23 protein-coding genes are annotated in these 20830 nt (G+C 51.4%); 4 read left to right on the top strand and 19 right to left on the bottom strand.

The annotated features are described in order from the left end of the window. The first annotated feature begins 15 nt into the window (after positions 1-15). Positions 16-1797: a hypothetical protein gene (locus H70357_RS04780; protein WP_038586359.1), complete on the top strand. Its 1782-nt coding sequence runs from the start codon at positions 16-18 to the stop codon at positions 1795-1797. A 97-nt stretch (positions 1798-1894) separates the two neighbouring features. On the opposite strand, the gene H70357_RS04775 is transcribed toward H70357_RS04780, so the two are convergent. The 6 genes from H70357_RS04775 to H70357_RS04750 form a co-directional block, all read right to left on the bottom strand. Further along, positions 1895-2254, bottom strand: coding sequence for a DUF948 domain-containing protein (locus tag H70357_RS04775; RefSeq protein ID WP_038586356.1), 360 nt, complete (start codon positions 2252-2254; stop codon positions 1895-1897). A gap of 183 nt (positions 2255-2437) precedes the next feature. Further along, entirely contained in the window at positions 2438-3442 is a 1005-nt protein-coding gene (locus H70357_RS04770) for a phosphotransferase (RefSeq protein WP_038586353.1), read from the bottom strand. Between the two features lie 154 nt (positions 3443-3596). Then, positions 3597-4436, bottom strand: coding sequence for a GNAT family N-acetyltransferase (locus tag H70357_RS04765; RefSeq protein WP_038586351.1), 840 nt, complete (start codon positions 4434-4436; stop codon positions 3597-3599). 42 nt (positions 4437-4478) lie between these two features. Beyond that, positions 4479-5228, bottom strand: coding sequence for a WecB/TagA/CpsF family glycosyltransferase (locus H70357_RS04760; protein ID WP_038586350.1), 750 nt, complete (start codon positions 5226-5228; stop codon positions 4479-4481). After that, positions 5225-5410 carry a hypothetical protein gene (locus H70357_RS04755; protein ID WP_038586347.1) on the bottom strand — a complete coding sequence of 62 codons (186 nt, stop codon included), beginning with the start codon at positions 5408-5410 and terminating at the stop codon, positions 5225-5227. Before H70357_RS04755 ends, H70357_RS04760 begins: the two co-directional genes overlap by 4 nt. Positions 5411-5553: 143 nt before the next feature. Beyond that, positions 5554-6330, bottom strand: coding sequence for a Cof-type HAD-IIB family hydrolase (locus H70357_RS04750; RefSeq protein ID WP_038586345.1), 777 nt, complete (start codon positions 6328-6330; stop codon positions 5554-5556). Positions 6331-6572: 242 nt separating this feature from the next. Between H70357_RS04750 and thyX the strand changes: the two genes are divergently transcribed. Then, on the top strand, positions 6573-7280 hold the full coding sequence (gene thyX, locus H70357_RS04745) for an FAD-dependent thymidylate synthase (protein WP_038586341.1): 708 nt from the start codon (positions 6573-6575) through the stop codon (positions 7278-7280). Here the strand turns inward: thyX and H70357_RS04740 are convergent, their stop codons facing one another. From H70357_RS04740 to H70357_RS04695, 10 genes are all read right to left on the bottom strand, one after another. Then, entirely contained in the window at positions 7281-7676 is a 396-nt protein-coding gene (locus H70357_RS04740; protein WP_038586339.1) for a MerR family transcriptional regulator, read from the bottom strand. Positions 7677-7713: 37 nt separating this feature from the next. Next, positions 7714-8547 (bottom strand): alpha/beta hydrolase family protein, encoded by an 834-nt coding sequence (locus H70357_RS04735; protein WP_231578376.1) that lies wholly within the window; start codon positions 8545-8547, stop codon positions 7714-7716. A 94-nt stretch (positions 8548-8641) separates the two neighbouring features. After that, the gene (gene dnaN, locus H70357_RS04730) at positions 8642-9778 is read right to left on the bottom strand and encodes a DNA polymerase III subunit beta (protein ID WP_038586336.1); all 1137 of its coding nucleotides are present in this window, start codon (positions 9776-9778) and stop codon (positions 8642-8644) included. Between the two features lie 29 nt (positions 9779-9807). Continuing rightward, positions 9808-10041: a ribbon-helix-helix domain-containing protein gene (locus tag H70357_RS04725; RefSeq protein ID WP_038586333.1), complete on the bottom strand. Its 234-nt coding sequence runs from the start codon at positions 10039-10041 to the stop codon at positions 9808-9810. Between the two features lie 247 nt (positions 10042-10288). Then, positions 10289-11746 carry an MFS transporter gene (locus tag H70357_RS04720; protein WP_038586330.1) on the bottom strand — a complete coding sequence of 486 codons (1458 nt, stop codon included), beginning with the start codon at positions 11744-11746 and terminating at the stop codon, positions 10289-10291. Then, entirely contained in the window at positions 11743-12381 is a 639-nt protein-coding gene (locus tag H70357_RS04715; RefSeq protein ID WP_052091821.1) for a cysteine hydrolase family protein, read from the bottom strand. The genes H70357_RS04720 and H70357_RS04715 overlap by 4 nt, the downstream gene beginning before the upstream one ends. Before the next feature lie 38 nt (positions 12382-12419). Further along, the gene (locus H70357_RS04710; RefSeq protein ID WP_038586327.1) at positions 12420-13457 is read right to left on the bottom strand and encodes an ABC transporter substrate-binding protein; all 1038 of its coding nucleotides are present in this window, start codon (positions 13455-13457) and stop codon (positions 12420-12422) included. Between the two features lie 43 nt (positions 13458-13500). Then, a complete protein-coding gene (locus H70357_RS04705) occupies positions 13501-14388 on the bottom strand; it encodes an ABC transporter permease (protein WP_038586324.1) in 888 nt (295 codons plus the stop codon). A gap of 145 nt (positions 14389-14533) precedes the next feature. Further along, positions 14534-15322, bottom strand: coding sequence for an ABC transporter ATP-binding protein (locus H70357_RS04700; protein WP_038586322.1), 789 nt, complete (start codon positions 15320-15322; stop codon positions 14534-14536). A 127-nt stretch (positions 15323-15449) separates the two neighbouring features. After that, on the bottom strand, positions 15450-15824 hold the full coding sequence (locus H70357_RS04695) for a Na-translocating system protein MpsC family protein (RefSeq protein WP_179091728.1): 375 nt from the start codon (positions 15822-15824) through the stop codon (positions 15450-15452). 389 nt (positions 15825-16213) lie between these two features. Between H70357_RS04695 and H70357_RS04690 the strand changes: the two genes are divergently transcribed. Together H70357_RS04690 and H70357_RS04685 are read left to right on the top strand one after the other, a co-directional pair. Continuing rightward, positions 16214-17017 carry an AAC(3) family N-acetyltransferase gene (locus H70357_RS04690; protein ID WP_038586320.1) on the top strand — a complete coding sequence of 268 codons (804 nt, stop codon included), beginning with the start codon at positions 16214-16216 and terminating at the stop codon, positions 17015-17017. A gap of 32 nt (positions 17018-17049) precedes the next feature. Continuing rightward, the gene (locus H70357_RS04685; RefSeq protein WP_038586318.1) at positions 17050-17577 is read left to right on the top strand and encodes a DUF5673 domain-containing protein; all 528 of its coding nucleotides are present in this window, start codon (positions 17050-17052) and stop codon (positions 17575-17577) included. 94 nt (positions 17578-17671) lie between these two features. Here H70357_RS04685 and H70357_RS04680 read toward each other — a convergent pair whose 3' ends face one another. From H70357_RS04680 to H70357_RS04670, 3 genes are read right to left on the bottom strand one after another with little or no spacing between them, the layout of a single operon-like run. Further along, positions 17672-19045, bottom strand: coding sequence for a sensor histidine kinase (locus tag H70357_RS04680; protein ID WP_038586315.1), 1374 nt, complete (start codon positions 19043-19045; stop codon positions 17672-17674). Between the two features lie 10 nt (positions 19046-19055). Further along, positions 19056-19730 (bottom strand): response regulator transcription factor, encoded by a 675-nt coding sequence (locus H70357_RS04675; protein ID WP_081965689.1) that lies wholly within the window; start codon positions 19728-19730, stop codon positions 19056-19058. A gap of 24 nt (positions 19731-19754) precedes the next feature. After that, positions 19755-20783: a DUF4097 family beta strand repeat-containing protein gene (locus tag H70357_RS04670; RefSeq protein WP_038586312.1), complete on the bottom strand. Its 1029-nt coding sequence runs from the start codon at positions 20781-20783 to the stop codon at positions 19755-19757. Positions 20784-20830: the final 47 nt, after the last annotated feature.

Genomic DNA, 20830 nt, shown 5'->3' with positions numbered 1-20830 from the left:
AGGGGCTACTATAATATGACGTTTAAACAAGCCATATCCCTGCGGAATATATTGATCATTTTGTGTACATTCATCCTTATTCTGCTTGGACAGAAGGCATTTAGAATCGAAGACAAGATTAAGGCCGTGCATGAAGGCGACCGGCTGTATGCCGCCGGCGATCTGATTGCCGCAGAGAACCAGTACCGCCTGGCAGCGGCGAACCCTTCCATCCTCTATAAGGAAGACGAGGTTGCAGCGAAGCTCAAGGAGCTGGCTCCAATAACAGCGATCCGCAGCGGGCTCAAGACACTGGTATTAAAAGTGTCCCAGCAGCTGGATACAAAGGATTTTACCGGGTTCATGGAGAGTTATGCTGCTTTGCTTAGCCTGAAAACTGAGTATATGCAGCCGGGAGGGTCTTATGAATCCTATTATCGCCAGTTGTCGGCGGATTCAGGCCTTTCCGGCCAGTTCTCAGCCGGGTTCCAGCAGTTCAAGAGCCAGTTTCTTACCGAACTGGGGGCCAGTCAAAGCGGCAGCGGCAATGAAGACAGCGGGGACAGCTTCAAGTGGAATCTGCTGCGGATTCCCGATGCCTTTTATGGAGGGAGCCCAGCCAAGGAGAAGCTGCTGGCCGGGTCCTTCCAAGCTCATGATACGGTTAAGCTCAAGGAGCTGGCGGCGGCTGGAAGCTTCGATGCTCTGCTGAATTCCGCCTTGTCCATGATGGATGCCTACAACAGCCACACCTATAATGCCTCATGGGTACAGGAGCAAACTGAGGCCAGCGCAAAGAAGATGCTCAGCGGCGATCTGGACAGTGATTCCTATGCCGCCTTTACCGGGCATGCCGTAAGCTACCGCAAATATGCTGCCTCTGCCGGCATTGATTCATCCAAGGTGCTTACGTTAATAGACAGCAGCTTAGCGAAGCTGATGAAGAGCGCCGCACGTTTGGTCCGCGGCGGCCAATATGCTGAAGCGATCCAGCTGTACAGCGACCTCACCGGACTTCAGGACACTGCAGAAGACATTGCCGCCGCCAGGATCGCCTGGAATGCTGCGGAGCCTGTCCGCCTGCTACCGGGCGGTGAGGAGCAGGGCAAATATGCCCATGTTGTCTCCGTCACCGGAAGATACGGAGCCAAGGTGGCCGTAGCCGGAACAGACAGCAGCGGAGTCCTCTACTTTGCGGATATGAGCGAGGACGGGATTGTCTCGACAAGGACCGGTGAAGTCATTGCGGGCTTCGAGAATCTCCGCAGTCTTGCTTTTGATGATAAGCTGTCAGCCCTCTCCGAAGTGCCTGTGGTCGTCGCCGAGAGCAGCCGTGAGGATGGGCGCACCTCTTTTACTGCCTATCAGATTAAGCCGGAGGGAATCTCCCAGCTCTTCTCGTTTGCCGGAAACAGCTATACGCTGCAGCCGGATGATCATGCTATTTACGTTGAAAATGCAATTGTAGACAATGGTGGAGACGGCCTGACCGCGGTATACCGATTAACAGAGGGCGTCTACCAGTTCTCCGAGATTCATCAGGAACAGGAATATCCACAGATTTCCGCTATCGAGCTGGAGCTTCATCCCTTTGAGAAGGTTACCCTTCACTGCGATATATATATTGATTCTTCGGGCAGATCCGTTGCAAGCTCCGATGGACGTCTTATTGTCCTTCAGGGAAATACCGGATCGGTTACGGGGTTAGCCCTGGTGAGCGGTCAGTTCTTGAACAGTTTCGAATACGTAGAGACAGATACAGGCTTGCCCGTGTTCGTGGCAGACTCCTTGGAAAGCATGAGTGTAGTACTCCCTTAAGCTGCCAATAATACTTCTATTAAAAAGACGTAAGAAAGTAACGGAGGATTGCCGTTAGTCTCTTACGTCTTCTTTTTCGGGGATTGTCCAAAAAAATCTATGATCGCCAAACAGCTGCAGCCTTCTTACGGCGTGCTGCGCTCCCGCTTCCTACTTTTCTTTTCCGGTTCAGCAGACGTTTATAACGCTTCTGCGTATACAGAACATCGGCGGCCGACGTAATCGTTTCCTTAACCTCACCGAGCACCTCTTTGGTCTCCTCTACGAATGCCTTCATCCGCTGCACCTCGGATTTCACACTATCCGACCGCATTTTCACCTCATCCTTAGTCTCCTGAATATTGGCCTTGATCTCATCCACCGGCTCCTTTAAGCCGTCTACCGAATGTTTAACACCATCCAGCGACTGCTTCAAGCCGTCGATACTTTTCTTAAGTTCTTTCAGCGGATTACCCAAACGTATCCCTCCTAATTTCCCTCTATATAAATTGAACTTATAATTCTTCTATTTTAGGATTGTCCGTGACTCCAGAGAATATTTGGACTTCCGGCCGCCACTCTTTCCTAAATGTAATTCTCAAGCTCAATCTATACACTAATACTTACCCAGAACGGTTAAGGAGGATTCACCGTCTGCTGCTTATGAACTGAATAAAGGCTGGGTCACCATCTTCATGTATTTTAGCAAATCCGCTTTCGCTTGCTCATTATGCTCCCACACCCCAAGGTTCCAGCACATAAAACGGAGCCCCAAGTATCGGGAAGCTATGGAGAACAGCTTTGCATAACGTGGCTCTGGAATGTCTAAGCCGAAATTGCCCAGATAGGTCCGGTAAGCACTGGCCTGCTGCAGGCTGCCGCACCGCATCGGAATGTCCATAAACAGTGAGCCGTAGCGGGCTTCCTCCCAGTCAATAAAATACACGTTCTCATTGTTATGCACCAATACGTTGCCGGGATTAAGATCATTGTGGATCATCGTATGAGTACTTGCATCATTGATCACAGCAGACATCTCCTCAACGATGCCATCGGCGGCTTCCTCTATTCCGGAGATGACATTCAGCCCAAACGTCCTCTCAAATGCCGGATTGTCCTTAGCGAAATTCCACGAATATCTCCATTTCTCATTGATTATTTCTGCAATATAGGCCTCATCAACCATAGGCAGCCACGGCAAATCTTCCCTGCATCCCATATTGGCCCGATGAATATAGGCCAGCGCCAACATTTCTCTGTCCTGAATGGGTGCAATATCCAGCTTGGCGTAATCCGTATCAACGTCCACGTCCTGAATAACCAGCAAACTGCGGCCCTCGTTCAGCGGATGGTTCGATAAGCTGTACGGCACATTCGCTGCCTGTGAATATAATCTGGACAGTGCCGACCGCTCAATAAAGGTGGCTTGCTTGGAATACAGGTAGATGCCCGGTACCTCAAGAGAGATAGTTGTTGCTGTTCCGGTGGGACCGGTTTCATTTTCAGCTGTCATTTTCCAATTTATTTTATGCCGCGACAATCCAACTGCCTGTGATCCCGCGCCTACAGGAATATTCTCAATACCCAGTACTTGAATATCCGGGGAAATGAAGCAGTATATTGTATCTTTTATCAGTTCGGTCAATTTACTGTTATCTATACTCATAGGTCATCTTCCTTTGCAACGAATACAATAGCGATAATCATCAAGTGGAAACGGCTTCGCCGTCCTCAAAGGACGGTATCCGTTTCAGCGAGAAATAGAAGGATAATTTATAGCGTGAAACATATAAATTCTTATATTTGAACAAAAGCTCTTTCTAGCGGCGGTAGGTATGCTCGGCAAAACAGGCGGTTTCAACGAAGTGATTTCGCTCATAGAGTCTCTTGGCTCCGGCATTGCTTCCGGCCACCCGCAAAAAAATATTCCCGTCACCCTGCTCTCTCATACGGTTGATGCAGTGCTTCAGAATAATTCCGCCATACCCGCGGTTCTGGTACTCCGGCGCTACAACAATATCGCAGATATATTCCCCTTCCGTAATATAAGCACCCACTAAAGAGCCTCGTATCCAAAATGAACGGACCCGGGACTCCGCTTCGTAAGCGGCAAGTGTCGCCAAAAAGGGTTCCGGCTCCCGCCGGTACTGGTCCGTGTCCCAACCGTTATCTCTATTCAACTGCTCATACGCCCCATCAAACAAGGCAATGAAGGACTCCAGCATCTCCGGCGTAAATCCCCCTTCCTGCAATAAAGCAGCGGGCTCCGCTTCAACCGGATGGTTCCCGGCATACCTCAGCTGATAACCTTCGATGTCTGATGAAAACCCCAGCCCTCTCACGAACTGAACGATCTCCGTATTTCTCCCGTATACATTAAAGCAGATCTCCCTCTCTTCGCTTGCCTGTAAATAGGGGTTAATCTCGCTCTCCATCACCTCCAATAATACATCGGGCTGGCCGCACTGCCTGAAAACTGCATAGGCAATGACGCAATCCGCTCCCTCCACCAGACAGAAGACACCTTGATTGGGACCTGATTCCCCATAGTACATAACCGACACAGCCCCATCGGCAAAAGCAGCCCTAACATAACCTTCCGCTCCCGACGAAATCATTGAAATCAGTTGCAGGATCTTATTAAATTCCGTCTCATCCATCTTCCTTCCGCCCTCACAATCTGTTATCGTTACGAATCCCCGTCACTTTCTGAGCATTGTCCGGTACACAAATTTGGGCAACGCGGACTGCCTGCGCCAGCGGGATTTCTGTCCTTTGGCAACGGGAGCGAACAACAACCGGTGCGCCCATTCCAGGTTAAGCTTCTTCCAGATCACCGGTGCCGGCTTCACTTTTCCCGAGATTACGTCCAGGCTGCCGCCAACTCCAAAAACAAGCTTAACGCCAGTCAGCTCCTGCTTATGCTTATACAGCCATTTATCCGAATACGGTGCGCCCATGGCAAGAATGAGAACATCCGGCTTGCTGCGCTGAATGTCTGCAAGTATCCCCTGCTCCTCTGCTGCATTAAAAAATCCATGATGCCTGCCGGCAATCTTCACCTGCGGATAGGAGGCGTTAATCTTCTCTACGGCCTGTCTGCTGGTGATTTCATCGGTTCCCAGGAAATAAAAGCTCCAGCCCAGCTCATTGCCCTTCTCCAGCATCCTGAGCAGCAGGTCATAGCCTGTTACCCGCTCGGGGATCGGCTCGCCTTTTCTTCTGGCAGCCAGTACGATGCCGATCCCGTCAGGCACGATTAAGTCCGCCGAGCTGATGATTTCCTGAAGCAGTTCATCGGTCTGACTGGCTAACGTAATCTCCGGATTGGCCGTTATTAGATGAAAGAGCCTGTCCTGTTTATTCTGAACTTGCTCGGCTAACCGAAGCGTAGTTTCCTCAAGCGTCAGCTTGGAAAATGGAACACCTAGAATCGAAACGATATCATTCATAAATTATTTCCCTCCCAGTCCTCCAGCACATTCCAGCCCATCGCAGGTTCTCCATGGAAGGAGTGCAACGAGCCTACATAAACATGGTTGTTATGAATCCCTGTCTCCAGGTAATGCCGCATCACTTCTTGCGTTGAGGCGGTTACATGCTGATCGGCAATTGCACTGCGATCCACCCACAAGAGCCGGCCTTCTTCACTTTCAATTAAGGTGCTATCTGCCAGACCGCTTTTGCAGAAGCAGCACCTCCTGTTTATCATTAAATAAGAAAGCTACTGCCATTGGTCTAATCCGCACCATCATCTCTCCCCTAAATGGACCCTATTTAAATGACACCATACTTTTGCAGAGCGTAAGCAATCCCTCCTTCACTCGCCTTTTTAGTGACGAAGTCTGCTTTCTGCTTGAGCTGCTCTCCTCCATTGCCCATGGCAATTCCTAAGCCTACATATTCCAGCATATCGATATCGTTTCCCCCGTCTCCAAAGGCGACAGCCTCGGCAGGAGATAACCCGAAGTGCTCCAACACCTTGCGGATCGCCGTTGATTTGGAGACCTCTGTTTCTTCCAACACATTCATCACATAACCGTGGAACCGGACAAACCGGAGCCTCGGGAACTGCTCTATGTATTTTTGGGCTTCATGTTCATCCGCATATAGGCACATGCAATATATTTCTTCGGACAACGAACCCATAGTTTCAGGATATTCCGTAAGACTTAAAGTCTCCTGGAGCGCCCTCTTCATCCGGTCATCTTCGAACCCGAGGCCGTTCATCGTGAGCAAATCGGTGAAATAAGATAAGCCATGTCCATTATTTCCGGCAAATACCGAGAGCTCGCGGACCGTCTCACTCTTCAGCAGCGACTTATGAATCACTTCCCCATTGCTTTGGACAAGTGCTCCGTTCGCGGAAATAATGGTATCCACACCAAGCCCTCTGAACTCTTCGCACAGACTGTACGGCCTTCCTGTAGCGACCACGACCTTTATTCCTTTCGCAGCCAGCGTTCCAAGCGCTTCTTTGGTGCTGGACGGCATACATCCGTCAACTTCACTTAAGAGCGTGCCATCCACGTCAAAAAACACTATTTTGTACATCCTCCAGAACCACTCCCTGATTCATGCGCTATGAAGAGTATCCTCGCACTCCAAATATTTACATACTCATTCTCACCATACCAGCAACTTGGACTTCAAATCAATGGAGAATGTATCTTTAGTGATTTCAGATTAAGTGGTAACGGACGAACGCAACACAAAAGACACCCTAAGGGTGCCTTGTTTGCAGGAAATGCCACCTGCACAGAGGAATAAGAATAAGAGAAAAAAATTGGAGGTAATTGCTCTTGAATATTGATGTTCTCGATAAAGGTTATGTCCGGCTGGTGAATCATATGGGTTCCGATCTCACCGTTGTTAATGCGGCGCGGGTATCCTATGCCAAACAGTCGGATGCACTCACAGAAAAAGATCTGCGGCTCATTCAATTTCTGGCCAGAGAAGGACATACTTCCCCCTTCCGCCATGCCGTGATCCAATATGAAATCTATGCTCCGCTTATGGTCGCCAGACAGTGGTGGAAATACGTCATCGGCTCGGCCCATTATGAAGGAACCGGTGACAGCCTGGAGGCCTGGAATGAATCAAGCCGCAGGTATATTACGGAAGAACCCGCTTTTTATACCCCTGCCGCCGGGCAATGGCGAAGCGCACCCGCGAACTCCAAACAAGGCAGCGGCGATATCGTAGCCTGGGAGCTTGGAGAGAAATATACCCGGGAGCTCATGAACTATGTGGATTTGGGGATTCAGAAATATGAGGCTGCGCTGGCAGACGGAATCTGCGCGGAACAGGCAAGGCTGTTTCTGCCTGCCTATGGACTCTATGTCCGCTGGTATTGGACGGCTTCGCTGCAATCCGTAGCGCATTTCCTGAATCAGCGGCTGGAGCATGACGCCCAGAAGGAAATACAGGACTATGCCAAAGCCGTACTTGAGATTGTGAAAGCATTGTTCCCGGTGACGATTGACGAGCTGCTGTCCAAATAACTATTCCTTATCGTGAATGCGGAACGACTGCAAATAATTGTGGATATCCTCCTGAGGCGTCTCAAGCAGGCCTGCAAGCATGCTTTGAATGGAGCGCATTGCAGCAATTCTTTCATCGATTTCCAGTATTTTATTGCGGACCCGTCCCTTCAGCGTCTCGGCATCCATCTTTTGACCGAGCATTCCCAGCACTTCACGGATTTCTTTCAGCGAATACCCCAGGGATTTGGCATCCCTGATGAACTTGATCTTCACCAGATAATCCTCCGTATAAATCCGGTAACCATTTGCTACCCGCCCGGGGACAGGCAGGATGCCACTATCCTCGTAATAGCGAATGGTTGCCATGCTTACCCCGGATAATTTCGCCAGCTCTCCGCGTGTCATGCCCTCCATGACTGCTCCCCCCTGCCTTCTCAGTTTTATCTGCTGATTACATTCTCTTGCGGGTATACTCTTGATCAAACTTCACTTCGGGGGAATCGGCTGATGGCCCGTCCAGAAGAGATTGCGGTTTGTTGTTTAAATATTGATCGAAGAAGGCTCTCACATAAGATCTCGTAATATCAATATTTTGCACCGGATCGAGACTTTGAGCGGTGCCTCCGGACATCATGTACATAAACGGCTGCTGCAATCCGGTATAGGCAACCTCCCCCCAGAATCCGCCTTCCAGACTTACGCCTGCCTTGAACCGCTTGTCCTGTGCCAGCGCCTCCGCAGTTGTCGCCCCGCCATAGGAATGGCCGAATATTCCGGTCCGGTCCAGATCCAGTCTGCCCTGAAACAAACCGTTCGGATCCTGCGCATTCCATTCCGTAAGCGTGTCGAGTACAAAGCTGGCATCGGCTGCGCGAATACCTACTCCTGTGACATTATACTCATAAAGCTCTGCAGAGGTATCAAACTCGGGATCAGGTTCATAGAAGACCGAATGTCCATCCGGGAATGTGACCTTAGCCGATGTATAGGGATGATCCATCCCTACTACAATATAGCCGTGGCTGACCAGTTCCTCGATGGCCGTCATGCTCTGAAACCGGGTGGAACGAATGCCCGGCGAGAACAGTAAAACCGGATAGCTCGCCTCGGCTGCGGACAGCTTCGCTCCATCGACGACATGTGTAGGAATTTCGGTCACATGACTGAACAGCTGCTTGGGCAGGCCAAATACCAGACTGATAGCTTCTCCGAGCTCGGAAGGATAATGCTCCTTCACCTTCCCCTCAGCCTCTTCCGGGTCCACCGGATACCAGACATTCACCATAAGCTGAAGAACAGCAATGATTGCGGATAAAGCATAAACCCTGAAGTATACTTCAAGGTCAAGGTGCCAGCGATATGAAGTTTATGCACGCGGCTCAATCATGGGTCCTTACAGGAGTGATCAGGAATAGCGCGGGCGAAAGCGGGTCTGTAGTCAGGATGACCACCGGGCTTTCCTTCCCTGTGTATCTTACTCTGAGGGACCCGCTATCCAGGCAGCGCAGGATATCCAGCAAAAATCTGCCGTTCAGCGCGATGGTGAAGTCATCCCCCTCCATGGCTTCCAGGTTAATTTCGTCCCGGACCTCTCCTATGTCCGACGTACCGGATAATAAAACCAGCTTGCCGGAAGCCGCTGTAAGCCGAATGATGTTTCCGCCTGCCAGTACGGACACCCTTTCAACTGCTTGCAGGAAACCATAGGGGCCAATGAGCAGTTCAGATTTGCAGGATTGTGGAATCACATTTTTTACGGCTGAGGGGAAGACCCCCTCAATGAGGACGGACTGTACATGCAGCTCATTTGCCGTGAAGCTGATTTGATGTCGGCTCACTGCAATTTCCGTTGCGGCTTTGTCGTCGCTAAGCATCTTTACGATTTCATTTATATTTTTAGCAGGCACAATAACATTCGTTCCGTTGTTTATGTTATACCCGGTATGCAGCGTGCGGGAAGCAAAACGGATTCCGTCCGTTGCCATCAGGCTGAGATTTTCCCCGGTAAATTCAAAAGAAACTCCCGTCAGTACCGGTCTGGAATCGGATGTGGAGGCAGCCACGCACACCTGTCTTATCGCCGATCGCAATACGTCATTTTGGATTTGAAACTTGCAGGCAGGCTCAGCATCAGTGGAAGGGGAGTGTACAGGCGGGAATTCCGCAGGGTCCAAACCGCATAACCGGACATGCGAATCGCCTGAAGTGATGCTTAGGATAAAAGGTTCTTCGCTCTCAAAAGCTATCCACCCGGCATGAAGCCTGCGGATGATCTCACTTAAATAACGGGCCGGCACCACAATTCCGCCGGTTCTTTGCACATTCATCGAGTCCTTATCCTCGGGAACCCTGTACTGGATGGTCATACTTGTATTGCTTGCCGTGAACACCAGAGCCTTCTCATAAGCCTGAATATGTATTCCTGACAGAATTGGATTTGGGCTATTCGCAACAACAGCCTTAAGGACATGCTGCAGAGCATGAAGCAGTGATTCCTTTGTCACATTGACCAGCATTGCCCTCACCTGTCCCTTGTAGTGAATGATTATGAATAATAAGCAGTAATGATATTCCGGATCATTTCCGAGCGGGATAATGCTGTAGCTGTACAATCTGCTTCAAGCTTGTTCCACAGCTCCTCCGGCAATGTCAGGGATACCTTTTTGGTGCACCCGATACCTTTCCTGCCTGCTCCCTCCCGGAGACCGCCTCTTCCAGACAAGAAACCGAGTTGACCGTCTTTGTTGGAGACACCAATTTTGATCGCATTATCGCTCATAGCATTTCACCTTTTCATTTGATTATAGGAACCTTTTTCATAATCTTGGTAATTTAATTCTAACATACAGTCCACTCCCTGGCAATGCATGGAATGATCCGGAGCGGAATAGAACTGAGCTTGGCTGCGCTGATTCCAGGCCAAAAACCTCCGCCTGCCAAGGCGAAGGTTCATGGGTTAAGGCATAACCGGCTGATTTTGAGCGGATAGGCTAAGCCGGCAATTATATTTGGAGACACGGCAGGTTTCAGCGCGGCGACCAAGGCAGCTGCTCCACTCCCTTGTCCTTATTGCTGCGGCGAAGGGAATATAGCAGCCAGATACAGGAAATACCCACTCCCGCTGCACAGACCAGAAACACAGCCATGTACATTCCTCCTCCCGATCCGGAAGTGCCGCCGCCAATAACCAGACCGCCCGCTGCTGTTCCGAACATCATTCCGATATTGCGTGACAGCGCCAGCACGCTGCTGACCCGGCCAAGCTGGGATTTCTTCGCCAGCCCCATGACGATGCTGGTATTGGGCGAAGTCACCATTCCCATCGAACAGCCGAGCAGTACCACCGGCAGAATCATCGCCCCGGCTCCAAGCGCAGGGGCAGCGAAACCAAGCGCCAGCAGCGTCACGCTCATGAGCAGCAGCCCGGCCGTGAGGATGCCGAGCGGACCTTTGCGGTCCGCGAAGCCCCCGCTTATAGGAGCTGTCACCACAAGCGCGAGAGGGTACCCGATCATGATTAAGCCGACCAGCGCAGGCTCTGCACCGGACAGCCGCAGCAGCGAAGGCAAAGCCAGCTGTGCGGCGAATGCCGCCATGTATGTGATGACCGTAATGACAATTCCGGCGGCAAAGTTCCGGTCAGCGAATAGTCCAAAGCCGCTATCAGCAGACCGGCGGGATTGAGTAGTCGCCGCGGCTTCATCTGTGTTCCCCTTGCGGGAGGAGCGCGCATGTGCCGCAAAGCCTGCGGCCGTAACGGCTGAAGCTGCGAACAGCAGCAGCACCGGCAGAGACAGGAAGGACGAGCGGCCGCCGAGATCGAGGGCAATCATCAGCGAGGATAGGCAGGCCGCAAACCATACGGCTCCGCCAAGATCGAGCCGCCCTCCAGCCGTTTCGGTATCCTGCGGGATCAGCCGCTCAGCAAGCAGCCCTACACCCCCTGCCACTGCAGCAAGCAGCCAGAAGTTGCTCTCCCAGGAGAACCACTGGATCAGGAAACCTCCCAGCCCCGGCCCGGCCATGGAGCCTGCGGCCACAAAGGTACTCATTAGCCCAAGTGCCCGGCCCCGCTGCTCTGCGGGAAATACAGAGACAATAAGTGCCATATTTGTTGCCTGGTACATGGAAGCACCCACGCCTTGAATCACCCTGAAGCCCAGCAGCATTATCGCATTCGGAGCGAGTGCGCAGCCCAGTGCGCCCGCCGCAAAAGCGAACAGACCGAAGTTATGCACCTTCCGCCGGCCAAGCCTATCTCCCAGCCGGCCCATCACGGGCAGCAGGACGGAGATGACCAGCAGATAAATACTGACCACCCACTGGGCAGAGGCTACCGGTATCCGCAGATCCGCCGAAATGTCGACCAGGGCGATATTGAACATCCCGGCGGAAAGATTGGACAGGAACGCCCCGAGACAGATGACAATCTTAACAGCTGAAGGGTTTACAACCCGCTTAGAAGTCGTGGCTGAGAAACTCATAGCGCGTTTTGCAGCGCAGATTGATGCCAGATGTTCCAGTTCTCCTCGACTTCCGCGACTGAAGCGACTACCCCGAAATAGCCCTTCATGTTCTCCAGCGTCATCTCATGCGCCGCCCGGGAATAGGAGGCACAGGCGTCCTCCGCCAGCACGATATGATAATCCAGCATAAAACCGTCCCGTGCCGTCGATTCCACGCATACATTGGTGCTTACCCCTGTCATGATAAGCGTCTCGATCCGCAGCGAGCGCAGCACAGAATCGAGTCGGGTATTAATAAACGCGCTGTACCGGTGTTTGTTGACCACAATCTCCTCAGGGAGCGGAGCCACCTCATAAAACCCGGCCCCCCAGCTCCCCTTGCGGCAGACTCCGAGCGAACCCCGCCCGGAACGCGAAACCCACACAGGAGAGTCGGTCGCTTTTTCATGAAAGGTCTGGATAAAAATAACGGGAACCCCGTGCGCTCTGGCCGCATCAATCAGCGAATGCAGCCGCGGCATCATCGCCTTTACACCAGCCACATCGTTTCCGCCTGCGACAAGCGCACCATCCGGGTGGCAGTAATCATTCTGCACATCTACTATGACCAAAGCCGTCCGATCCGGCATAATCAAATCTGCTGTCAACTCCATCATCGTCACCTCTTTAGTTTTTGAAGGCCATGCGGCGCTTACTTCTCTGCGGACTTCTTTACAAACTGCATATCGACAAGCCCGTCATACGTATATTCGCCTTTATAAATCCCGGTCTTGATCATTACATTCATATCCTTGTCCAGCGCTTCCTCCGAGATGATTCCGTCCGGACTCCAGAGCTGGTCTTCATAAGCGCGGTCAAGTGCCGCCTGCGCCGCCGTATCCGAAAGGGTCGGGAATTCGGCCTTCAGCACTTTCATCGCCATCGTCTTGTCCTCCTGGATAGCCTTTAAGGCTTTGACCACGGCGTTCACCGCCTTCTGCACCGTTTCCGGGTCCTTCTCAAGGGTAGATTTCTTCACGCTCAATACGGAATACGCATAATCGCCCATATCATGGAATTTATAAAATGGCTCGTCCCACACGCCTTTATCCATTCCGTCGCTGATCTGCGGCTCGGCACCGTTCGCAATGTCCGCCGCACCCTGCTGAACCATAGCCACAACGGTTGAGCCGTCCGCCGGTTCCAGCAGACGTACATCCTTCTGCGGATCAAGCCCCAGCTCCAGCAGCAAATACTGGGTCAGCAGGTTCGGCGTTCCGCCATGCCGTCCGGCGTTGATTTTTTTGTCCTGAAGAAAGGCCTTTAGCTCTTCATCGGAGCTTCCTGCCGGAGCCGTCCCTTTCTTCGCCATCAAATACACATTGGCACGGTTGACGACATTGCTTACCGAAATAATCGGGTCCGAATTGCCGGTATTCGCCAGCGCATTGGATTCCGGACCGCCGATAACGCCCCAGGCATCCCCGCTGACCACCGAAGTCACATGCGTGCCGCCGGTAGCCTGCAGCATTTCAACCTCAAGCCCTTCTTCCGCAAAATACCCTTCGCGCTGCGCCACATACAGCGGCAGATAACCTGTATAATGCAGAGGTTCGGCAATCACAAGCTTCTTTAGACCTTCCTTGCCGGCTGCGGCTTCGGCGCTTTCCTTATTACTACAGCCCGCAAGCAGAATTATGGAAGAGACCAGCAGCAGGACGGCGGACAGCTTTACTTTTTTCAACTTCATGATTTGTTTCTCCCCTTTATCTTATGAAATAGAACAATCCGCCTTACGCCTTCTTCATTCCGTACCCTTTGGACAGCCACTTCTCCAGCAGCACCACTCCTGCATACATGACCATCGACAACACCGACAAGACCACTACCCCCACCCAAACAAGGTTGATATCAAGAATCGTCCCGGCATAAATGACCATCCGGCCAATCCCGTGACTGGAAGCAATAAATTCGCCTACAATGGCTCCAGCCAGCGAAAGTGCAATATTAATCCGCAGACTGCTGATCATCCAGGGCATCGCCCAGGGAATGACCACTTTTGTAAAGACCTGATGGCGTTTCGCGCCCAGCGAGTACATCAGCTTCTCCATATCCTTGTCCACACTCTGCACCCCGCTGTGTGCCGACAAGGCCGCAACCACCACCGTCATGGCAAAAGCCAGCGCTACCTTGGAGAAAAACCCGATGCCCAGCAGAATCACCAGCACAGGGGCCAGCGCCAGCTTCGGCATTGCGTTCAGCAGAATGAGGAACGGTTCGCTGATCCCGGCAAACCTCTTCGACCACCAGAAGGAAAGACCGAGCAGCGAGCCCAGCAGGGTTCCACCGATAAACCCCAGAATGGTGGAACTTGAGGTGTAGGCAATATCCTCAAGCAAAGTGCCCTCCGTAATCTGTGTCCAGGTCGTGCTAAGGATGCGGAGCGGGCTGCTCCAATAGTAGGAATCCATCCAGCCGATCCGTGTAAATAGCTCCCAGCAGAGTACAACCAGCAGCGCTACCGAGAGACGCCCGATGCTGATAATCCTGCCGGTCCGGCGCTTCACCGCCTCCTCGTCCTGAATGAACGGCTCCGCCTGCCTTTTGTCCGGCTTCACCGCGCTGTTCCCGGACGCCTCCAGCTTGTGAATGACATACCCTTTCTTCTGCACACTTTCCATCCTGTTTCCCCCTAAAAGTTTTGTGTGGTTAGTCTTCATCGATATTCTTCGTACAAAACTCACTTCGGAAGCATATGCTTTAAGTTTTGTGAGGTTAGTCTTCCTTGGTATTCTTTGTACAAAACTCGCTTCGGAAGCAGCATACTTACGAGATATGTGCAGCCGGCTCTTCGCTTCCGCCGCCGGACAGCAGGTCCAGCAGATGAGCTTTAAGCTCCATAAAAGAAGCCGATACGGTATCCTCTTTATGTCTCGGACGCGGCATGTCCACAGAAATCTTGGAAATAATTCTGCCCGGGCGGCCGGAGAATACATAGATGTCGTCGGACAGGTAGATCGCCTCGTCAATATCATGAGTGACGAATAATACCGTCTTTCTGAAGTCCTCCCAAATTTCCAGCAGCCAGTTCTGCATCGTCAGCCTGGTCTGGGCATCCAGCGCGCCGAAAGGCTCGTCCAGTAAAATAATGTCCCTGTCATACAGAAGCGTGCGGAGCAGCGCTGCCCGCTGCCGCATGCCTCCCGACAGCTCTGCAGGATGATGGCTGCCGAAGCCTTTCAGCCCGTAACGGTCCATCAAAGGTTGGGCTCTGGCTACCGCCTCTTTGCGCGGCACTCCGCGGATTTCCATCCCGAGAATAATGTTGTCCAGAATGGTCCTCCAGGGCAGCAGCATATCCTTCTGCAGCATGTAGCCGACATGTCCGGTCTTCCCGATAATATCTTCACCGTCTGCCAGGACACGGCCGGTTGATGGAGGCATCAGTCCGGCAATAATGTTGAACAGAGTAGATTTGCCGCAGCCGCTGGGACCGATAATACTGACAAATCTTCCTTCTTCAATGGATAGATTCGTTTCCTGCATGGCGATAATCTCTTTGCCGTCACGGCGGAACCACTTGCTTACCCCTGAAATTTCAATCTTGGCCTTCATCGCTTCATCCCCCTCAGAATTTTGTGATCATATGCAGAAATTCAATGGATAAACAAAAAGCCGCCAGTTTTAGACACAGCCCCAGGGCTATTGTCTGAAAACTGACGGCAGGCCGGCTCTCCCACATTCAGAGTTCCAGCGTAACGTTCAGGTAATGCTCCAAATCCTTCTCCAAAATTATGATCGTACCGGAATATTCGGTCTCCACATCATAATCTTTAAGAACGGCTTTGATATTCAATTGAAATTCATCCATAAAAGCCTGCTTGATCTGACGCTTGAATACCTCATGCAGCACCAGATTAATTTCCCTGCTGGCCGAAGCATCATGGGTATCCAGCACCTTCAGTACAGGCACGCGGCTGTTGATGGATAAAATGATAATCTTGTTTCCTACAAAATCAACCTTCTGCTGCTTAACACCGGCGTTGAACATCCTCTTATTGATTTCATTGTAGATCCGTAAAATATCCTGTTTCCATTGTCCGGCGGAAGCGATCATGGCGATCACTCCTTCATAGCTAATAATAATGTTATAAAATATTACAGGAACATTGGTAACTACGTCACCGCCTATTGCTTATACATCATTATAGATAAAAAGATAGAGTTGTCAATAACTTAATGTTATATTAAATGACATTTAACTAGAAAATATTTTCGGATGTAAGTAAACATAACTTGCATTTTACTCAAATCTCTACTTCCCACTTCTTTACCTGTAACTTGTTCCGCCCATGAGTTAGTACAGTGTAATTCGCTATTCTCAGCTGGCATTTCCGTGGTATAATTTAGTAAATTTTTTAATTCAAGGGCACTGTTTTCCGGAAGCATCCGGAGACAACCCCGCAGCTTATGCGGGGTTATTTTTGTATAAAGGTGGAATTATCTATGACTGAGCTGCAGGAAACAAGAGCCATTTTAACGAAGGAAGACCTGATCCATCAGTTTAAAGGCTGCGGAGTGGCGGCAGGGCAAACCCTGTTTGTTCATGCCTCGCTAAGCAAGCTGGGTTTTGTCGTAGGAGGTGCGGAAACCTTAATCCGGGCGCTGCTGGAGATAGTGGGGGAGGACGGCACTTTGGTCATGCCTTCGCAAACCTGGAAAAACCTCGATCCTTCAACAGGCGTCCACTGGCAGGAACCGGCAGAATGGTGGCCCGTGATACGGGAGCATTGGCCCGCCTATGATAAAGAGGTTACTCCGGCCATCGGCATGGGTGCCGCGGCTGAAATGCTCCGCAAATGGCCGGGAGCCCAAAGATCGGATCACCCCGCCCGCTCCATAGCAGCAGTAGGCAGACATGCAGCCTATATTACGGCGGACCATGATTTGAGCAATATTTTTGGTGCCGGATCTCCACTGGACAAAATTTATCAGCTAAATGGTTATGTCCTCTTGGTTGGCGTCGGCCACGACAGGAATACTTCCCTGCATCTGGCCGAAGCCCGGGCTGATTTCCCCGGTAAGCACATGGTAGACGAGAGCAGCGCAGTTCTGGTGGACGGCAAGCGGGAGTGGCTCACTTATTCGACCCAGGCGGTGGATGACAGTGATTTTGTCACGTTAGGGAATGAATATGAGCAGGAAATCAATCTCAAGATTCATCACATCGGCAATGCCGAAATCCGGCTGCTAGCGCAAAGACCTCTGGTCGACTGGGCCACGGACTGGATGGGGAAATTCAGAGCTTAAACAGACAGGATTCCGAAGAACGGGGCGGTAGTATGACGATTCAGTCCATATTTATAATGGTGCTAAATTTGACTTATTGTGTAATCATCCCGTGGTTTCTCTACTATGCCTATAGACAATACAAGGCTAACCGGTCGGCAGCCGGGCAAATTCGCGTCTATGATCCAGCCAGACTTAATCCACATAAATTATTGCTTGTGGTCACTCTGCTATACGTGAGTACAATTGTGGTTCTGTGGCTGTTGTACATGTTCAAGGTCAGCCATGTGATCGAGGATCACTGGTTCTCCTATGTTTTTATGCTGGTTCTTCCGGTTGTCGCCAACCATGACCGAGTACTTATGTACATCGGAGAATACGGTATCTCCCAAGAGGGGAACGTGATCCCCTGGGAATTTATCAGCTATTACGAATTCGGCAAATTGAATACGGTCACAAATCGTTTGTTGCTGGAGATACATACAAAGGATAATGTGATACGTGGATTACTTCCATCTGAATCTCAAGAAGAAATAAGGCAGTTTTTGGAGGAAAATAAGATTCAATCAAAGCCGGCATAGTTAAGACATACCGCCATATGAAGGCAGGAGCCCTCTCATCCTGAGAAGGCTCCTTGAGGTCTGTACTCAAATCCTGAACAAAAATCATCAACATTTACCCTTGGACAAACCGCAGCGTCACTTTCGTCCCCTGCCCCGGCGTACTCTCGATTACAATGGAACCCCCATACCGCTCCATAATGGCTTTGGCAATGGCAAGGCCAAGCCCGGAACCTCCCTGAGTCCGGTTCCGCGATCCCTCCGTGCGGTAGAAGCGGTCGAAGATATGTGGCAGCTGCTGGGAGGAAATCCCCATTCCCGTATCCGAGACTGACACAATCACTTGTCCATTTTCTATGAAATGCTCAAGACTTACCGTACCGCCTTCTGGCGTATACTTCAGCGCATTCTCTACAATATTGCGCAGCACCTGATAGCTTGCGCTTGCAGGCATCCGGATCAGCAGCGCTTCCCCGCTGCGCTCCTCTTCATAACACAGCTTCACTTCAGAATTCACATGTACGGTCTGGGGAAGCAGCTCATTCAAGGTTGCCTTAAGATCGCAGCCTCCATCACCGGCAACGTCCGGCAGAGGTTCTTCCGTTTCGGCAAGCAGCAGCAGCTGGGCGATCAGCTCCTTCATCCTTCTGGTTTCATCCATCATGAAAGCGAGCGACTCTTCCAGCACATCCGGCGATTTCTTCCCCCACCGCTGCATCATATGCGTATGCCCCTCGATGATGGCGAGCGGTGTCTTAAGCTCATGCGAGGCATCGGCGACAAAGCGCCGCTGCTGGTCAAAGGAGACACTAAGCTTATGCAAGAGCCCATTGAAGGTTGCTCCCAGTTCATAGAGCTCATCCCTCGCGGCAGGCAGCTGCAGCCGCCGGGATAAATTATTGGCTCCGATGCTCTGAACCTCCCCGATCATGCTGCGGATCGGCTTCAAGGCTGATCGGGCTACAATCCATCCGGCCACAACTGCTATTCCTGCTGCGATTAATAAGCCAAACAGCAGAATTCTGCCAACTTCCCGCACCGCTGTCGCTGTCCTTGAATACCCGCTGTCTGTAAGCCGCAGCTTAACAGACCCGTATGCGGGTAAAGCCATGTCACTTTCAGCCTTGTATCTGACGGCTTTGTCTACTCCCCCTATCCCCGCCTCCGCCAATACCCTTTCCTTCGAATCCAGCATTTGGAGCCGCTGCCCTTTATCCAAGTCAGCCGCAAAAGACGACAAATCCGGTTTAAGCACCGCTGCGGCTCCGCTGCCTTTTCCAATTCCCGGCTTAAGCAGTGAAGGCAAGAAGGAAACCTCCCCAATCTGAAGCTCAAACTGCCTGAGCTTGGCCTCCAGCAAATTGACTTCCTGACCTTCTGTCCACTGACTGAACATGATATATACGAAGCCGCTGAGCACGATTGCCACCATAAGAGACGCCAGCGCAATGGATGCGCTGACTTTACGGGAGAACGTCCATGTCTTCAAGTCCGCCACCTCAATCCCTTAAGATATAGCCGCTTCCGCGGACGGTATGGATCAGCTTTTCTCCAAAGCCTTCATCCACTTTCATACGCACATACCGGATATAGACATCCACGACATTCGTCTCACCTTCGTAGGAATAACCCCATACCAGATTCAGCAGCGCCTCGCGATGCATCAGCCGGTTCTTGTGGAGCAGCAGACAGTGGAGCAGCTCAAATTCGCGCTGCGACAATTCAATGTCCCGACCCGCGCGGCTTACGCGATGTGAGGCTACACTTAACGTCAAATCTTTGGCGCTAAGCATGTCCCCGGTCTCCTTGGTCTGAAGTCTGCGCTGTACCGAACGCATGCGGGCGAGAAGCTCCTCGATGGCGAATGGCTTCGGCACATAATCATCCGCACCGGTATCCAGCCCGCGGACCCGGTCACTTACGGTATCCCTCGCCGTGATCATAATAATCGGCGTTTGCTTTGCTGCACGGATTCTTTTGCATACTTCTATGCCATTGATTCCGGGTAAATTCAGATCAAGCAGAATAAAGTCAAAGCTCTCACTCAGGGCTTTATCCACCCCATCAGGCCCATCACTTGCAATCGTAGTCTCATAGCCCTCATACGAGAGTTCCAATTCCAGCAGCCGTACCATTGCCATTTCATCTTCGATGATTAAGACGCGCTCCTTCACTCCTGCCCTCACCTCTCCACTTGCTTATCTGGTTTTCATTAAGGATAACCCGGCCATGGAGGATGCTTCTATACGATAAGTCCCTTTGCCAATGGTTCCGGTCACGTGATTGTTTTTTACCGCCAGCGGAAAATCAGTCTGCGGCTCGCCAAGGGCCGTCTTCCCGTCGACCTCCACCTCCGCGCTCCCCGGCCAAGCCAGGTACACATTTCCTACATTTGAGGAAACTTCCCAGTTACCGCCAACCTTTCGACTTTCAATGCGGATGTTCCCGGTGGATGATACGGCTTCGATCGTGGAGCTGGCTTCTTTGGAGGACAGGTTGCCGTTCATGGTTTCCATGCCGAGCGGTCCGGCGATCTGATTAGCCACAATATCCCCGTTCATCACGGTGGCCTGAACAGCCTGCTTCGCATCAGACACATGAATGGTGCCATTGTCGCTCCGCAGGGAAATATTATTGCCGATGCCTTTGGCATCAACGTTGCCGTTCGCTGACGAGAGCTTAACTCTGCCGACGCTGAGAACCTTTGATAAGCTGATGTTGCCGTTGCTCACATTCGCCTGCAGATCAGCTGCCAATTTCTTGGGCAGTGTAACGGTCAGATGAATACTTGCCTCCTTATGATGGCTTCTGCCATAACGTTCACTGTAGGCCTCAATATCCAGAACCTTCCCCTCCTTTACCCGAAGCTCAGTCTTCTCCGCAACAGCCGACGCCTCCTTCTCACCCGCTTGATCCACAACCACCGTTGTATGAATTTCAATAGTGCTCCCGCTGCCCTGCTTAATTTCAATTGAGCCATTTCGGTTCTTGATGGCAACCGATTGGATGTTTTTCGCTAAGGAGATGCTTGTCATGCCTTTGTCAAAAGAAAATCCCGCTGCCGTAGCCTTTGCCCGCACAAGCGGCGTGGTCTTGAAATCCGCTTCGGACAGCTGCCGTGCAAAGATGAGCCCTGGGCCGCCCCGGCCCGTATAAATCAGCACCATCACCAGGGATAGCACGGCCAGTAGACACTTCATTAAACGCTTCAATATTGAACCTTTCATAGTCATTCCTCCGATTCTTGTGATTGATCGACCTTAGGGTACAACAC

Source organism: Paenibacillus sp. FSL H7-0357 (assembly GCF_000758525.1).
Taxonomy (GTDB): domain Bacteria; phylum Bacillota; class Bacilli; order Paenibacillales; family Paenibacillaceae; genus Paenibacillus_AQ.
The sequence above is the reverse complement of the archived record's forward strand: the minus strand, read 5'-3'. Positions and strand labels throughout refer to the sequence as shown.

Bases quoted from the DNA above. Each gene is read 5' to 3' on its own strand.
- H70357_RS04780 (WP_038586359.1), top strand. From the start codon at position 16: ATGACGTTTAAACAAGCCATATCCCTGCGGAATATATTGATCATTTTG.
- H70357_RS04770 (WP_038586353.1), bottom strand. From the start codon at position 3,442: ATGAGTATAGATAACAGTAAATTGACCGAACTGATAAAAGATACAATA.
- H70357_RS04765 (WP_038586351.1), bottom strand. From the start codon at position 4,436: ATGGATGAGACGGAATTTAATAAGATCCTGCAACTGATTTCAATGATT.
- H70357_RS04760 (WP_038586350.1), bottom strand. From the start codon at position 5,228: ATGAATGATATCGTTTCGATTCTAGGTGTTCCATTTTCCAAGCTGACG.
- H70357_RS04750 (WP_038586345.1), bottom strand. From the start codon at position 6,330: ATGTACAAAATAGTGTTTTTTGACGTGGATGGCACGCTCTTAAGTGAA.
- H70357_RS04740 (WP_038586339.1), bottom strand. From the start codon at position 7,676: ATGGAGGGCATGACACGCGGAGAGCTGGCGAAATTATCCGGGGTAAGC.
- H70357_RS04735 (WP_231578376.1), bottom strand. From the start codon at position 8,547: ATGGTGAATGTCTGGTATCCGGTGGACCCGGAAGAGGCTGAGGGGAAG.
- dnaN (WP_038586336.1), bottom strand. From the start codon at position 9,778: ATGCTGGTCAATGTGACAAAGGAATCACTGCTTCATGCTCTGCAGCAT.
- H70357_RS04725 (WP_038586333.1), bottom strand. From the start codon at position 10,041: ATGAGCGATAATGCGATCAAAATTGGTGTCTCCAACAAAGACGGTCAA.
- H70357_RS04720 (WP_038586330.1), bottom strand. From the start codon at position 11,746: ATGAGTTTCTCAGCCACGACTTCTAAGCGGGTTGTAAACCCTTCAGCT.
- H70357_RS04715 (WP_052091821.1), bottom strand. From the start codon at position 12,381: ATGGAGTTGACAGCAGATTTGATTATGCCGGATCGGACGGCTTTGGTC.
- H70357_RS04710 (WP_038586327.1), bottom strand. From the start codon at position 13,457: ATGAAGTTGAAAAAAGTAAAGCTGTCCGCCGTCCTGCTGCTGGTCTCT.
- H70357_RS04705 (WP_038586324.1), bottom strand. From the start codon at position 14,388: ATGGAAAGTGTGCAGAAGAAAGGGTATGTCATTCACAAGCTGGAGGCG.
- H70357_RS04700 (WP_038586322.1), bottom strand. From the start codon at position 15,322: ATGAAGGCCAAGATTGAAATTTCAGGGGTAAGCAAGTGGTTCCGCCGT.
- H70357_RS04695 (WP_179091728.1), bottom strand. From the start codon at position 15,824: ATGATCGCTTCCGCCGGACAATGGAAACAGGATATTTTACGGATCTAC.
- H70357_RS04690 (WP_038586320.1), top strand. From the start codon at position 16,214: ATGACTGAGCTGCAGGAAACAAGAGCCATTTTAACGAAGGAAGACCTG.
- H70357_RS04685 (WP_038586318.1), top strand. From the start codon at position 17,050: ATGACGATTCAGTCCATATTTATAATGGTGCTAAATTTGACTTATTGT.
- H70357_RS04670 (WP_038586312.1), bottom strand. From the start codon at position 20,783: ATGAAAGGTTCAATATTGAAGCGTTTAATGAAGTGTCTACTGGCCGTG.